At 62.6% G+C, this 13,242-nt stretch carries 11 protein-coding genes; 3 read left to right on the top strand and 8 right to left on the bottom strand.

All coding sequences use genetic code 11. The features are described 5' to 3' along the window. Positions 1 to 600: 600 nt before the first annotated feature. The 8 genes from fdxA to FBY02_RS27430 form a co-directional block, all read right to left on the bottom strand. A complete protein-coding gene (gene fdxA / locus FBY02_RS27395) occupies positions 601 to 924 on the bottom strand; it encodes a ferredoxin FdxA (protein ID WP_072387901.1) in 324 nt (107 codons plus the stop codon). A gap of 133 nt (positions 925 to 1,057) precedes the next feature. Continuing rightward, positions 1,058 to 3,625, bottom strand: a complete 2,568-nt coding sequence (gene mutS, locus FBY02_RS27400; protein WP_178115396.1) for a DNA mismatch repair protein MutS — start codon at positions 3,623 to 3,625, stop codon at positions 1,058 to 1,060. Between the two features lie 387 nt (positions 3,626 to 4,012). Next, positions 4,013 to 5,554: an ABC transporter substrate-binding protein gene (locus FBY02_RS27405; RefSeq protein ID WP_144931585.1), complete on the bottom strand. Its 1,542-nt coding sequence runs from the start codon at positions 5,552 to 5,554 to the stop codon at positions 4,013 to 4,015. A gap of 34 nt (positions 5,555 to 5,588) precedes the next feature. Next, positions 5,589 to 6,563, bottom strand: a complete 975-nt coding sequence (locus FBY02_RS27410) for an ABC transporter ATP-binding protein (protein ID WP_144931587.1) — start codon at positions 6,561 to 6,563, stop codon at positions 5,589 to 5,591. Further along, on the bottom strand, positions 6,560 to 7,546 hold the full coding sequence (locus FBY02_RS27415) for an ABC transporter ATP-binding protein (RefSeq protein WP_144931589.1): 987 nt from the start codon (positions 7,544 to 7,546) through the stop codon (positions 6,560 to 6,562). The genes FBY02_RS27410 and FBY02_RS27415 overlap by 4 nt, the downstream gene beginning before the upstream one ends. Next, positions 7,543 to 8,403 carry an ABC transporter permease gene (locus FBY02_RS27420; protein ID WP_144931591.1) on the bottom strand — a complete coding sequence of 287 codons (861 nt, stop codon included), beginning with the start codon at positions 8,401 to 8,403 and terminating at the stop codon, positions 7,543 to 7,545. The genes FBY02_RS27415 and FBY02_RS27420 overlap by 4 nt, the downstream gene beginning before the upstream one ends. Continuing rightward, complete coding sequence (locus tag FBY02_RS27425) at positions 8,400 to 9,347, bottom strand: ABC transporter permease (RefSeq protein WP_144931593.1); 948 nt, start codon at positions 9,345 to 9,347, stop codon at positions 8,400 to 8,402. Before FBY02_RS27425 ends, FBY02_RS27420 begins: the two co-directional genes overlap by 4 nt. 3 nt (positions 9,348 to 9,350) lie before the next feature. Continuing rightward, complete coding sequence (locus FBY02_RS27430; RefSeq protein WP_144931595.1) at positions 9,351 to 10,241, bottom strand: proline iminopeptidase-family hydrolase; 891 nt, start codon at positions 10,239 to 10,241, stop codon at positions 9,351 to 9,353. Between the two features lie 174 nt (positions 10,242 to 10,415). Between FBY02_RS27430 and FBY02_RS27435 the strand changes: the two genes are divergently transcribed. From FBY02_RS27435 to FBY02_RS27445, 3 genes are all read left to right on the top strand, one after another. After that, positions 10,416 to 11,177, top strand: coding sequence for a LuxR family transcriptional regulator (locus FBY02_RS27435; protein WP_144931597.1), 762 nt, complete (start codon positions 10,416 to 10,418; stop codon positions 11,175 to 11,177). 98 nt (positions 11,178 to 11,275) lie between these two features. Then, entirely contained in the window at positions 11,276 to 12,175 is a 900-nt protein-coding gene (locus FBY02_RS27440) for a proline iminopeptidase-family hydrolase (protein ID WP_144931599.1), read from the top strand. Between the two features lie 206 nt (positions 12,176 to 12,381). After that, entirely contained in the window at positions 12,382 to 13,116 is a 735-nt protein-coding gene (locus tag FBY02_RS27445) for an XRE family transcriptional regulator (protein ID WP_139647677.1), read from the top strand. Positions 13,117 to 13,242: the final 126 nt, after the last annotated feature.

A 13,242-nucleotide genomic window follows, 5' to 3' on the forward strand; every position in this document is an offset into this window, starting at 1 on the left:
CGTCCAAGGCCAGGGCGGCCGAGGACAGTGAAGATTTCCAAAACTCGGTATCCGGTAGATCGTAAGGCCGCTCCGCTTAAGTGAACAGCATTACGACCGGTTCGGGGCTTTTCCGTTTCTGGGGACGGTTTTTCGGTCCTGCCAGGTTTGCGGCTCGGTTTGTAAGCTTTTGCCTAGTGTTGTGTAAGCGTTCGGTTCCTCGTGGCCGGGGACAGACGACACTCAAGGCTGTTTCCTTTAAGTATCTAATTGATTTAAAAGGGTATTTAAATGGATGAACGAAGTGTGACGGGTGCTGTCTGCCGCTTCGGATGAATTGCACTCGCTGGGGAAAACACTAATATCAGTCCTGTGTCGACGGACAGACACACCTGTCACGGACGATGGGGAAGGAAGGACATCGCAGGATGCGATTCATCAGGATGATGAAAAGGATCAAAGGGATTAGGGAAAAATGTGGGCGGGTCAAACCGCCCCTTTTTTTTGCCTGCGAATCGTGCCCACGCTCTGCTTGGGTATGCCTCTACGGGCGCTCTGAGTTCGATTCGGCCATCGGAAGCAAAAAGGCCCGCAAGGGGCCTTTTCGAAGAACGCGGATGATCAGCGTTCGAGGTCTGCGATCTTGCCTGGCTTGCCATCCCACTCTTCAGCGTCCGGCAGCGCATCTTTCTTCTCGGTGATGTTCGGCCAGATGTCCGCCAGTTCGGCGTTCAGCTCGATGAAGTTCTCCATGCCAGCCGGCACTTCGTCTTCCGAGAAAATGGCTTGTGCCGGGCATTCCGGTTCACACAGGGCGCAGTCGATGCACTCATCCGGGTGAATGACCAGAAAATTCGGCCCTTCGTAAAAGCAGTCCACCGGACAGACTTCTACGCAGTCGGTGTACTTGCACTTGATGCAGTTGTCGGTGACGACGAAGGTCATTTCTAATTCTCTCCTCAGGCGGCGGCAGCGGATCCCTCTTCACGGTGGGGTCGCCAGGCTTGGGAGCGGACCAGGCTAATAGTCCGCAGCATCCCAAACCGCGCGCGATTCTAACAGCTTGAACGCCCTTGCGTTAGATCCGTGTCTTCAATGCATAGAGTAAATCCAGTGCCCGGCGTGGTGTCAGGTCGTCCAGGTCGACTTTGGCCAGTTCGTCGAGCACCGGATGGGGCAGGCTGGCGAACAGGTCGCTTTGCTGCGGTACGGCCGGTTTGCCTTTGCTCGGGCGTGGTGTTTCATGGGGCAGGCTGGAGGTTTCCAGGCGGCTCAGGTGCTCGCGGGCGCGGCTGATCACCTCGGCTGGCACACCCGCCAGTTGCGCCACCGCCAGGCCGTAGCTCTGGCTGGCCGGGCCGGGCAGCACATGGTGCAGGAACACGATGCGCTCGTTGTGCTCGGTGGCGTTGAGGTGGACGTTGGCCACCAGTGGCTGGCTTTCCGGCAGCACCGTCAGCTCGAAATAATGGGTAGCGAACAGCGTGTAGGCCCGTAAATGCGCCAGGCGTTCGGCCGCCGCCCAGGCCAGCGACAGGCCGTCGAAGGTACTGGTGCCGCGCCCGACCTCGTCCATCAGCACCAGGCTGCGCTCGGTGGCGTTGTGCAGGATGTTCGCGGTTTCGCTCATTTCCACCATGAAGGTGGAGCGTCCGCCGGCCAGGTCGTCACTGGAGCCGATCCGGGTGAATATCCGGTCGACCAGGGACAATTCGCAGCTGGCCGCTGGCACGAAGCTGCCAATGTGGGCCAGCAGCACGATCAGCGCAGTCTGGCGCATGTAGGTGGATTTACCGCCCATGTTCGGGCCGGTGATCACCAGCATGCGGGTGTTGTCGTCCAGGCTCAGGTCGTTGGCCACGAACGGGGTGGTCAGTACCTGCTCGACCACCGGGTGGCGACCCTGACTGATGCGCATGCACGGCTCGCTGACGAAGCGTGGGCAGTTAAGGTCCAGGTTCAGCGCGCGCTCGGCCAGGTTACTCAGCACGTCCAGTTCCGCCAAGGCCGCCGCGGTGTCCTGCAGGGGCGGCAGTTGGCTGATCAGGTCTTCGAGCAGTGCCTCGTAGAGCATCTTCTCACGGGCCAGGGCGCGGCTCTTGGCCGACAGTGCCTTGTCTTCGAAGGCCTTGAGTTCCGGGGTGATGAAGCGTTCGGCGCCTTTGAGGGTCTGGCGACGAACGTAGTCGGCCGGTGCTTGCTCGGCCTGCTTGCTCGGCAGTTCGATGAAGTAGCCGTGGATGCGGTTGTAGCCGACCTTGAGGTTACTCAGGCCGGTGCGGGCTTTTTCCCGGGCTTCGAGGTCGATCAGGAATTGACCGGCGTTTTCGCTCAGTGCTTGCAGCTCGTCGAGCTCGGCGTCATAGCCGGTTTTCAGTACGCCGCCGTCACGGATCACGGCGGGCGGATTATCGATGATGGCTTTTTCCAGCAATGCGGCCAGGTCCGGGTACGTGCTGGTGATACGTGCCAGTTGTTGCAGGTGCGGGGCTTCGAGGTCGGTCATCGCCACCTGGAGTTCCGGCAGCGCGCCGAGGGCATCGCGCAGGCGCGCCAGATCCCGTGGGCGGGCGTTGCGCAAGCCGATACGTGCCAGGATCCGCTCGATGTCGCCGATTTCCTTGAGCTGTGGTTGCAGCTGCTCGAAGCGATAACGATCCAGCAAGCAGGTAATGGAGGTCTGGCGCGCCAGCAGCACCGTCAGGTCTCGCAGGGGACGGTTCAGCCAACGTGTCAGCAGCCGGCTGCCCATGGCGGTCTGGCAACGATCGACCACCGACTGCAGGGTGTTGTCCCGTCCGCCGGCCAGGTTGGTGTCCAGTTCCAGGTTGCGGCGGCTCGCGCCGTCCAGCACCACGGTGTCATCCAGGCGCTCGTGGCGCAGGCTGCGCAAGTGGGGCAGGGCGGTGCGCTGGGTTTCCTTGGCATAGGCCAGCAGGCAACCGGCGGCGCCGATGGCCAGGGTCAGGTTTTCGCAACCGAAGCCCTTGAGATCCTGGGTGGAAAACTGTTGGCAGAGACTTTTCAGCGCCGAGTCACGTTCGAAATCCCACGGCGCACGACGCCGAACGCCACGGCGTTTTTCCGCCGGCAAGTCCTTGGGCCAATCGTCGGGAATCAACAGCTCCACCGGGTTGACCCGCTCCAGCTCCGCCAGCAGGTTCTCCCAACCCTTGATCTCCAGCACTGAGAAATTGCCACTGGTGATGTCCAGCACTGCCAGGCCGAACAGGCGCTCGTCCCCCAGCACGGCGGCGATCAGGTTGTCCCGGCGTTCATCCAGCAATGCCTCATCACTGACCGTACCCGGCGTGATGATGCGCACCACCTGCCTTTCCACCGGCCCCTTGCTGGTGGCCGGGTCACCGACCTGCTCGCAGATCACCACCGACTCACCGAGCTTGACCAGTTTCGCCAGGTAACCTTCCGCCGCATGGTAAGGAATCCCACACATCGGAATCGCCATGCCCGCCGACTGCCCACGTGCCGTCAGGGTGATGTCCAAGAGCTTGGCGGCCTTCTTCGCATCCTCATAGAAGATCTCGTAGAAGTCGCCCATGCGGTAGAACATCAGCTGATCGGGGTGCTGATTCTTCAGGCGCCAGTACTGCTGCATCATGGGCGTGTGGGAGGACAGATCGTTCACGGCTGTATTCATCGGTGTCAGGCAAACTCGTTGAAAGGGGTGGGGCAAAAGTGGGGTGACGCAGGCCTGTGGGAGCTGAGCTTGCTCGCACAGGGTTATGTGTCACCCGGCTTTTCCGCGATGGGCGCAAGATTAACATGGGTGGTCTGGTGCGACCCAAATGGAGTGGCTCGGATGGGGCTTTGAACGATGTCCTTGATTGTCAGGCATGAAAAAACCGACATATGGATGTCGGTCATGCAAGTCGTGGGTAACCCCGTGGGAGCGAGCGCGCTCGCAATGGCGGCGCAACAGGCAGCAGACCTGTTGCCTGGCACACCGCTATCGCGAGCAGGCTCGCTCCCACAAGGTCATCCGGGGCGACCCCGGCCCCGGCATTGACGAGCTTCAGTTCTTCGCGGTTTTTTCACCGGCTTCCAGTTTCACCGTTTCTTCCAGGGTGAAGCGCCCCAGTGGGTTCTGCAGGAAATTCTGGACATTGCTGCGGGAAATATTGATGTATGGGCTGTAGTAGAGGTCGATCCAGTTGACGTCCTGTTTGGCCAGCTTCTGCAGTTCCTCGTAAATCTGTTTGCGTTTGGTCGGATCGACTTCCACCCGGGCTGCGGCCACCATGTCCTTGACCTTGTCGTTACGGTAGCGGGTCATGTAGTTCATGTTGGTGTCGTGACCAAGGACAAAGGTGGACTTCTGGTCCGGGTCCAGCACATCGTTGGTCCAGTACATCACTGACAGGTCATAGTCGCCATCAACCAGCATCTGCCAGCTTTGGGTCGGGTCGACTTTCTGCAGGTTGGCGGTGATGCCAACATCGGCCAATTGCTTTTGCACCAGCACGGCGATCTGCTCGTCGGCCTCGTTGCCAGCATTGACCACGTAATTGACCTTGAGCCCCTCGGCGCCAGCCTTTTTCAGCAGCTCGCGGGCCTTCGTCGGGTCGAAGGGGCGCTGTGGGTTGTTGGTGTTGTGATAGAGCGCGCCCTTGGGAATGTACGAATAGGCCACTTCACCATGGCCGAAGGTCACGGTGTCCACGAGCGCCTTCTTGTCGATCGCCAGGTCGATCGCCTCGCGTACCTCGACCTTGCCCAGCAACCCCTTCGCGTGGTTGATGAGCAGATGGTCCTCACGGGTCGAAGGGTCGATGTGAATGCTCAGGCTCGGGTCCTTGCGCAGGGTGTCGACACGGGAGAAGGGTACGAAGATCGCCGAGTCCAGCTCACCGGCCTGGACCTTCAGCATGCGGGTGTTGTCGTCGGGAATGGAGATCCACTCCACGCCATCCAGGCTGACCTTGTCGGCCTCCCAGAAGTAGGGGTTCTTTTCCAGGATTACCCGGTCACCGCGTAGCCACTCCTTGACCTTGAAGGCACCGGAGGTCACTGGATCCTGGGCATAGGCGTCCTCGCCGATCTTGTCCATGGCCTGTTTCGACAGGATCGAGACGTTGGCGGTGGCCAGTTGCGAGAGGAACGGCACCGACTTGTTCTTCAGGGTCACCACCAGGGTGCGGTCGTCCGGGGCTTGGGCCTTGTCGATGATCTTGTAGGAGTCAGCCCACAGCGAGCCGGGGTTGTCACGGATGCGCAGCAAGGAGAACGCCGCGTCGCTGGCGCTCAGTGGCGAGCCATCGGAGAACTTGGCCGGGCGGATCTTGAAGGTGTAGGTCAGGCCGTCGTCGGAGACCTTCCAGCTTTCGGCCAGGCCCGGGACCAGCCGGGTGCCGCTGTTGTCGACCCGGATCAGTACGTCGTAGACGTTGGCGAAGACCCAGCTGTCGCGGTTCTGGGCGCTCTTGATCGGGTCGAAGGTGGTGCTCTCCTCACGGCAACCGATGGTCAGCACGCCAGCTGCCTGGCTGGTGCCGGTGGCCAGGGTGCTGGCGGCCAGCACGGCGACGGTGAGTAACTTCAATGCTGCGGATTTCATGCTCAAGCTCCGTTTGATAGTCATGGTTGTAATGTCAGTACGGCGGTCGTAGGTGGATGCAGGCATGGCGCCGGGCACCCAGCGAGTGATAGGGCGGGGCGGTTTCGCTACAAATGGGTAACGCCTGCGGGCAGCGTGGGTGGAAGGCGCAGCCTGATGGCAGGTGCAGCGGGCTCGGCGGCTCGCCGGCCAGGGGGTGCTCTGGCAGGCGGCGGGTCGGGTCGATATCGGCAATCGACTGGATCAGTGCCGCGGTGTAGGGGTGATGGGGGGCATCAAACACTTCGTTAACCGGGCCTTCCTCGACAATCTGCCCCAGGTACATCACCGCTACCCGGTCGCACAGCCGGCGCACCACGCCCAGGTCGTGGGTGATGAACAGCAGCGCCAGGCCCATGCGCTCGCGCAACGCCATCAGCAGGTTGATGATCTGCCCCTGGATCGACACGTCCAGTGCCGCGACGCATTCGTCAGCGACGATCAGCCGAGGTTCGACGGCCAGGGCTCGGGCGATGCCGACCCGTTGGCACTGGCCGCCGCTGAGCGAGCCGGGCTTGCGATCGGCCAGTTCGGCGTGCAGGCCGACCAGTTCGAGCAGTTCGCCGACCCTCGCGGGGATCCGTTCGGCGGGCACCTTGCGCTGCACCCGCAAGACTTCGGCGAGGATCTGGCCGATGCGCTGGCCTGGATTGAGTGCGCTGTACGGGTCCTGGAAGATCATCGCGGTCTCGCGGCGCAGGCGGGCAATATCGACCTTGCGGCCCTGGGTCATGTCGATGCCGTCGAATACCACTTGCCCAGCGGTGATCGGGTTCAGTTGCAGGATGGCCCGGGCCAGGGTGCTCTTGCCGCAGCCCGACTCACCCACCAGGCCCAGGGTTTGGCCGGCGGCGAGGGTCAGCGAAGCCCCGTTGACCGCGTTGATCTTGCGCGGGCGCAGGCCGAACAAGCCGTCGCCGGCGGCGGAAAACTGTACATGCAGGTCCGTGACCTGCAACAGCGTGGTCATGACAGGGCTCCGGCCAGAAACGGGGCGTGGCAGGCCAGGCGATGACCGGGGCCGGTCTCACGCAGCTCCGGCAACTGCTCCCGGCACAGCGGTCCGGCCTGGGGGCAGCGTGGCTCGAAGCGACAGCCCGGGGGCAGGGCATCGAGCAGGGGCGGTTGCCCGCCAATGGTGTTCATCAGGGGCGCCTGGCGTTGCGCCGCAGGGTGGCAGGCCAGCAGCCCGGCACTGTACGGATGGCTTGGGTGGGCCAAGAGTTCGTGTTTGCCGCCGTGCTCGCAGAGGCGGCCGGCGTACATCACGGCGATGCTGTCGCAGGTCTGCGCCACCACTCCCAGGTCGTGACTGATCAGGATCATCGACAAGCCGCGACGGTCACGCAGCTCCAGCAGCAGGCGCAGGATCTGTGCCTGCACGGTGACGTCCAGGGCCGTGGTTGGCTCATCGGCGATCAGCACTTTCGGGTTGCAGCCCAGGGCCACGGCGATCATTGCCCGCTGACGCATGCCGCCGGAAAACTCGTGAGGGTAGTTGTCCACCCGGGATTTCGGATCGGGAATGCCGACCTGGCGCAGCACTTCGATGGCCTCGGCCCGAGCCTCGCGGCGCGAGGCGCCCTGGTGCAGGCGGATGCCCTCGGCGATCTGTTCGCCGATGCGCATCAGCGGATCCAGGTGGCTGCTGGGGTTCTGGAAGATCATGCCCAGCTCGCGTCCGCGCAAGCGGCGCATGCCGGCCTCGTCCAGTTGCAGCAGGTCGTGGCCCGCCAGGTGCACAGCCTTGCCTTCGATCCGCAGGTCCGGCGTGGGCAGCAGGCGCATGAGCGCACGGCAGGCCAGGGTCTTGCCCGAACCGCTTTCGCCCACCAGGCCAAGGATCTCGCCCTGGCCAAGGTTGAAAGACAGGCGTTCGACCAGGGTGGTCTCGTGTCGGCCGTTGCGAGCGATCACGCTCAGCTCCCGGACCTGCAACAACGGTGTGCTCATGTGCGCGCTCCCAGGCGCTCGGCGACGCCATCGGCCAGTAGGCTGAAGCCCATGGCCAGGGTCACCACGGCCAGGCCGGGGAAGGTGCAGATCCACCAGGCACTGGTGATGAAGCTCTGGCCTTCGGCCGCCATCGAGCCCCATTCCGGGGTCGGTGGCTGCACGCCAAGGCCCAGGTAACTGACGGCGGCGCCATTGAGCAGCACCAGCACTGCATCCGACATGCAGAACACTACCGAGCCGAACAGAGCATTGGGCAGCAGGTGGCCGAACAGCGTGCGCCGGTGGCTGAAGCCCAGGCTCCTGGCGGCCATGGCGAAGTTGCTTTCCTTGAGCACGAGGATCTGCGAGCGGACCAGTCGTGCGTAGGACACCCAGCCGACCAGGGCCATGGCGATATAGAAGCTGCCAAGGCCCGGGCCGAGAATGGCCATGATCGCCAGCATCAGCACCAGGAAGGGGAAGGCCAGGACGATGTCGATCAGGCGCATGCAGGCGTTGTCCAGCACGCCGCCGATGTAGCCGGAAACAGCGCCGATGCAGGTGCCCAGCAGGAACGGGAAGATCACCCCGATCAGGGCCATCTGCAAGTCGATGCGCGCGCCCCAGATCACTCGCGACAGCACGTCGCGGCCGAAATTGTCGGTGCCGAAGGGGTGCGCGAGGCTGGGGGCGGCCAGGCGCAGTTCGCCGTTCTGCAGCAGCGGGTCGAACGGAGCGATCCATGGCGCGCACAGCGCCAGCATGCACCAGCCGAGGACGATGGCCACGCCGCAGTACAAGGTCAGGCGACCATTGCCCAGGTTCCAGCCCAGGCGCCAGCGCAGGGGAAGAGTGGAACTGAGACCGCGGTTCATTGGATCTTCACTCGGGGGTCAAGGGCGATGGTCAGCACGTCGGCAAGGAAGTTCACCGCCACCGAGGCACACGCCAGCACCATCGCCACGCCCTGGACCACCATGTAGTCGCGGGTGAAGATGCCGCGCACCAGCAGTTGGCCGATGCCTGGCAGGGAAAACAGGCTCTCGATGACCACGGTGCTGCTGATCAGCCAGCCGATGTTGACCGCCAGCAGGTTGATCGTCGGCACCATGGAGTTGGGCAAGATATGGCGCCGCAGCAGCGCGCCTTCGCCAAGGCCACGGGCGCGGGCCGCGACGACGTGGTCGGCCTGCGTCTCCAGCAGGATGCTGGCGCGCAGGTTGCGCACCAGCACCGCGGAAAGCGCCAGGGCGATGGTCAGGCAGGGCAGCACCAGGTGATGCAGTTTGTCGGCCCAGGTCCGACCATAACCGGACACCGGGAACAGCCCCCAGTACACGCTGAACAGCAGGATCAGCATCAGGCCCAGCCAGAAGGCCGGCAGGCCCAGGCCCGCGGTGGTGAACAGGCGGATCAGGTTGTCGGTCCAGCCGCCCTTGTGGCGGGCGGCGAGAACGGCCAGCGGCACGGCGATGAGCAGTGCCAGCAGCACGCTGCCCAGCACCAGCATCAGGGTCGGCTCGATACGGCTGGCGATCAGTGGCAGGGCATCGATCTTGTACAGCAGCGATTTGCCCAGGTCGCCGTTGAGCAGGTTTTTCAGGAAGTACAGGTACTGCACCCAGATCGGCTCGTCCAGGCCAAACTGGGCGCGGATCTTCTGGATCGCATCCGGGGTGCTGCGCGTACCTAGCAGCACCCGCGCCGGATCGCCCGGAATCGAACGGACCAGCACGAAGGTGATGAGGCTGATACCCAGCAGCACCGGCAACAGTTGTAACGGACGGATCAGGACGAACCGGTAGCGTGCCAGGTTCATCGATCAGTCCCGGTTGCGCTGCAGGAAATCCAGCAACACCGGGAAATAGGCATGCGGCTCTTCGTAAAACGGCATGTGACTGCTGTTGGGGAACACGTGTAGCTCGGCCTGGTCATGCAGTGCCAGTTTCATGCGCAGGGCGCAGGCGGGGGTCAGTTCGTCGTGCAGGCCAGTGGTAATCAAGACCGGCATGCGGAATTCGCGCATCTGCTCCAGGCGGTTCCAGTCCTTGAGGTTGCCGATGTAGAGGAACTCGTTGGGGCCCTGCATGGTGGTGTAGGGGCCCATGTTCCAGTCTTCCAGCGAGCGTTTGACCGGCGCTGGCCATTCGTCGAGGCGGCATACGTGACGGTGGTTGAGCAGGGTGATGGCTGCCTGGTACTGAGGGTGGTCGAGGTTTCCCTGGGCCTCGTAGCGCTGCATCATCGCCACGGTTTCGCTGCCCAAGGCGCCGCGCAGGCGCTCCAGCTCACTGATCAGGTGCGGGATGTCGCCAACGGTGTTTTCCAGGATGAGGCTTTTGAGCGACTGCGGATGATGGATGGCGTATTCGATCGCCAGCCAGCCGCCCCAGGAATGTCCCAGCATGTGCACGCGGCCCAGGTCCAGGGCTTGGCGGACCTTTTCGACCTCGGCCACGTAACGGGTGATGTTCCACAGGCTGTCGTCGTCGGGGCGGTCGGAGGCGCCGGTCCCCAACTGGTCGAAGGCAACCACGCGGATGCCCTTGTCCTTGAGCCAGCCATGGGCATCGCGCAGGTAGTCGCAGGGCAGGCCCGGCCCGCCGTTGAGGCAGAGCAGCACCTCGTTCCCTTCGCCAAAGCTGTACACCACGAGATTGTGGCCATCGACCGATACGTTGAACTGCTGGTCAGGTTGCATCTCACGCCACATTGCTACTCTCCTGTTGGCCATGGCTTACAGCTATACCGTGCACAGGAGAGTGCGCCGCCTACAAGCTAGTATTTCTTATAGGTTTTGTCTGGCAGTCCCGCGCCGAGCCGTGGCATTCTACTCGGCGGACATCGAGATGGAAATCCAACTGGGTATACACAGGGAGTGTAAGGAATGCAGGCCAAGCTGGCTGATCTCCATACCCGTCTGTCGTCGGGCAGCAGCCTGGACGAACAGATGGACAGCGTCGTCGACCTGGCGGCGCAACTGGGCTTCGATGCCCTGGTGTACGATTACAGCCCGGTGCCGCTGGACCACCACGGCGAGTTGATCACCCCTTCGGTGATCAGGCTGCGCCAGACCCCGCGGGACTGGCAGGACTTGTGGTGCTCCGAAGGCTTCTACCAGATCGACCCCGTGCAGCAACTGGCTGTTTCCGCCATCGCGCCGTTCGTTTGGTCATACCTGCCCAAGGGCGAGACCGTCCTGCAGCGCCTGATCGATCGTCGCCATGCGCCGGTGGTCGGTTACCTGCTCGATGCGCAGCTGACCTGTGGCGTCACCGTGCCCCTCCACCTGCCACGCGGTGGGCTGGCGACCCTGACCGGCTTGCGGCCCCAGGCCAGTCAAAGTGATCTGGACGATGCCCGGCAAAACCTCACCAACTTCAGCCTGATCGCCCATGCCTTCCAGGAGGCTGCCTATCCCTTGCTGGGCAAGGAGGCTGCCACCGGCGCCATCCGCCTGACTCGCCGTGAGCTCGAGTGCCTGCGCTGGGCTGCCGAAGGCCTGACTGCAGCGCAGATCGCCGAGCGACTCAGCCGCTCCCTGGCCACCGTCTCCCTGCACCTGACCTCGTCCATGCATAAGCTGGGCGCGAAGAACCGGGTCCAGGCGGTCGCCCGGGCGGTGCACTACCGTCTGCTTGACAACTGAGGGGTAAAAAAATCCGAAAAACCTAGAGAACTCTCTAGTTATGCCTCGTCGCGCGTCGGGATATGGTGTGCTCCACGATTCGCATGGAGCCGGATGAAATGGAACTCATCAAATCGCGTGAAGGTTTTGCCCCGTTCGGCGACTATCAGACCTGGTACCGCATTACGGGCGACCTGGATTGTGGTCGCACCCCGCTGATCATCCTGCACGGCGGGCCGGGTTGTACTCACGATTATGTTGATGCCTACAAGGATGTCTCGGCCGGTGGCTATCCCGTCATCCACTATGACCAGTTGGGCAATGGGCGTTCGACTCATTTGCCGCACATGCCGCCGTCGTTCTGGACCGTGAAGCTGTTCCTGGAGGAGCTCGACAATCTGCTCGAACACCTGGGTATCGGCGATCGCTACGCCCTGCTTGGCCAGTCCTGGGGTGGCATGCTGGCCAGCGAACACGCGGTACGGTGCCCGGCGGGCCTGCGTTGCCTGGTGATCGCCAACTCGCCGGCAGACATGCGCACCTGGGTCAGGGAGGCCAATCGCCTGCGCGAGGAGCTTCCCGAGGACGTGCAGGCCACACTGCTGCGCCATGAAGCTGTGGGTGACTACACCGCTGCCGACTACATCGCCGCCACCCGGGTGTTCTACAACCGTCACGTGTGCCGCCTGAACCCCTGGCCGGACGAGGTGGCCCGCACCTTCGCCCAGGTCGATGCCGATCCGACCGTGTACCACGCCATGACCGGGCCCAACGAGTTCCACATCATTGGTAGCACCAAGGACTGGACCATCGTTGACCGTCTGCCGCAGATCAACGTGCCGAGCCTGCTGATATCTGGACGCTATGACGAAGCCACACCGCTGGTGGTCAAACCGTACCTGGACCTGATCCCGGGCATCCGCTGGGCCTTGTTCGAGAACTCCAGCCACATGCCTCACGTGGAGGAGCGGGTGGGCTGCATGGGGACGGTGGTCAAGTTCCTCGACGAGAACCTGTAGCGTTGCGCAATACTCAAACCGATCCCGTGGCGAGGGCGCTTGCTCCCGCTGGCCTGCCAAGCAGGCCCCTCGCCTCGGGTCCAGCGGTGTTTGGGCTCGCGTAAGCGCTGGTTCAGTTTGCATTTGCGTTGAAAGTGCGACCGTTCATGCATATTTATGCAAAACAGCATTTGTCTTCTGCGTGAAGAACAAGCACTATGCGCGTTATGCAAAAACGCAACGTTTCTACCGTATTAAGAGCATTGCTCGATCAGCACGGGATCTCCCCCACGGAGCTTCACCGTCGTACCGGCGTGCCTCAATCCACCCTCTCGCGGATCCTCAGCGGCAAGATCGTCGACCCTTCGGATAAACACATCTCGAAGATTGCCGAGTACTTTGCCGTGAGCACCGACCAGTTGCGCGGGCGCGCCGATGTTGCGCCTGCCGGCAACAGCCGCCGCGACGAGCCGCATTCCGAGCTCAAGGACATAAGCCTGTGGGACGACGACACCCCCGTTGAAGAAGACGAGGTGTCGGTCCCTTTTCTGCGTGAGGTTGAATTGGCTGCTGGATCAGGAAGATTCGTCATCGAGGAAAGCGAGCGCTCCAGCCTGCGCTTTGGCAAGCGCAGCCTGCGTCATAACGGCGTGCAGTTCGACCAGGCCAAATGCGTGACGGTGCGCGGCAACAGCATGTTACCGGTGCTGCGCGACGGGGCCACGGTCGGGGTGAACGCGGGCAAATGCGGGATCGGCGACATTGTCGACGGTGACCTCTATGCCATCAATCACAACGGCCAGTTGCGGGTGAAGCAGCTTTATCGCCTACCCACCGGCATCCGCCTGCGCAGCTTCAACCGCGATGAACATCCGGATGAAGACTACAGCTTCCAGGAAATGCAGGATGAACAGATCGTCATCCTCGGTCATGTCTTCTGGTGGGGCATGTACGCCCGCTAACCCTTCCGCTGTCAGATAAAACCCGCCGATGTGCGTAATGCTGTTCACTTAAGCGGAGCGGCCTTACGATCTACCGGATACCGAGTTTTGGAAATCTTCACTGTCCTCGGCCGCCCTGGCCTTGGA

Origin of the sequence: Pseudomonas sp. SJZ078 (assembly GCF_007828255.1) — a bacterium.
In the GTDB taxonomy this organism is placed as follows: domain Bacteria; phylum Pseudomonadota; class Gammaproteobacteria; order Pseudomonadales; family Pseudomonadaceae; genus Aquipseudomonas.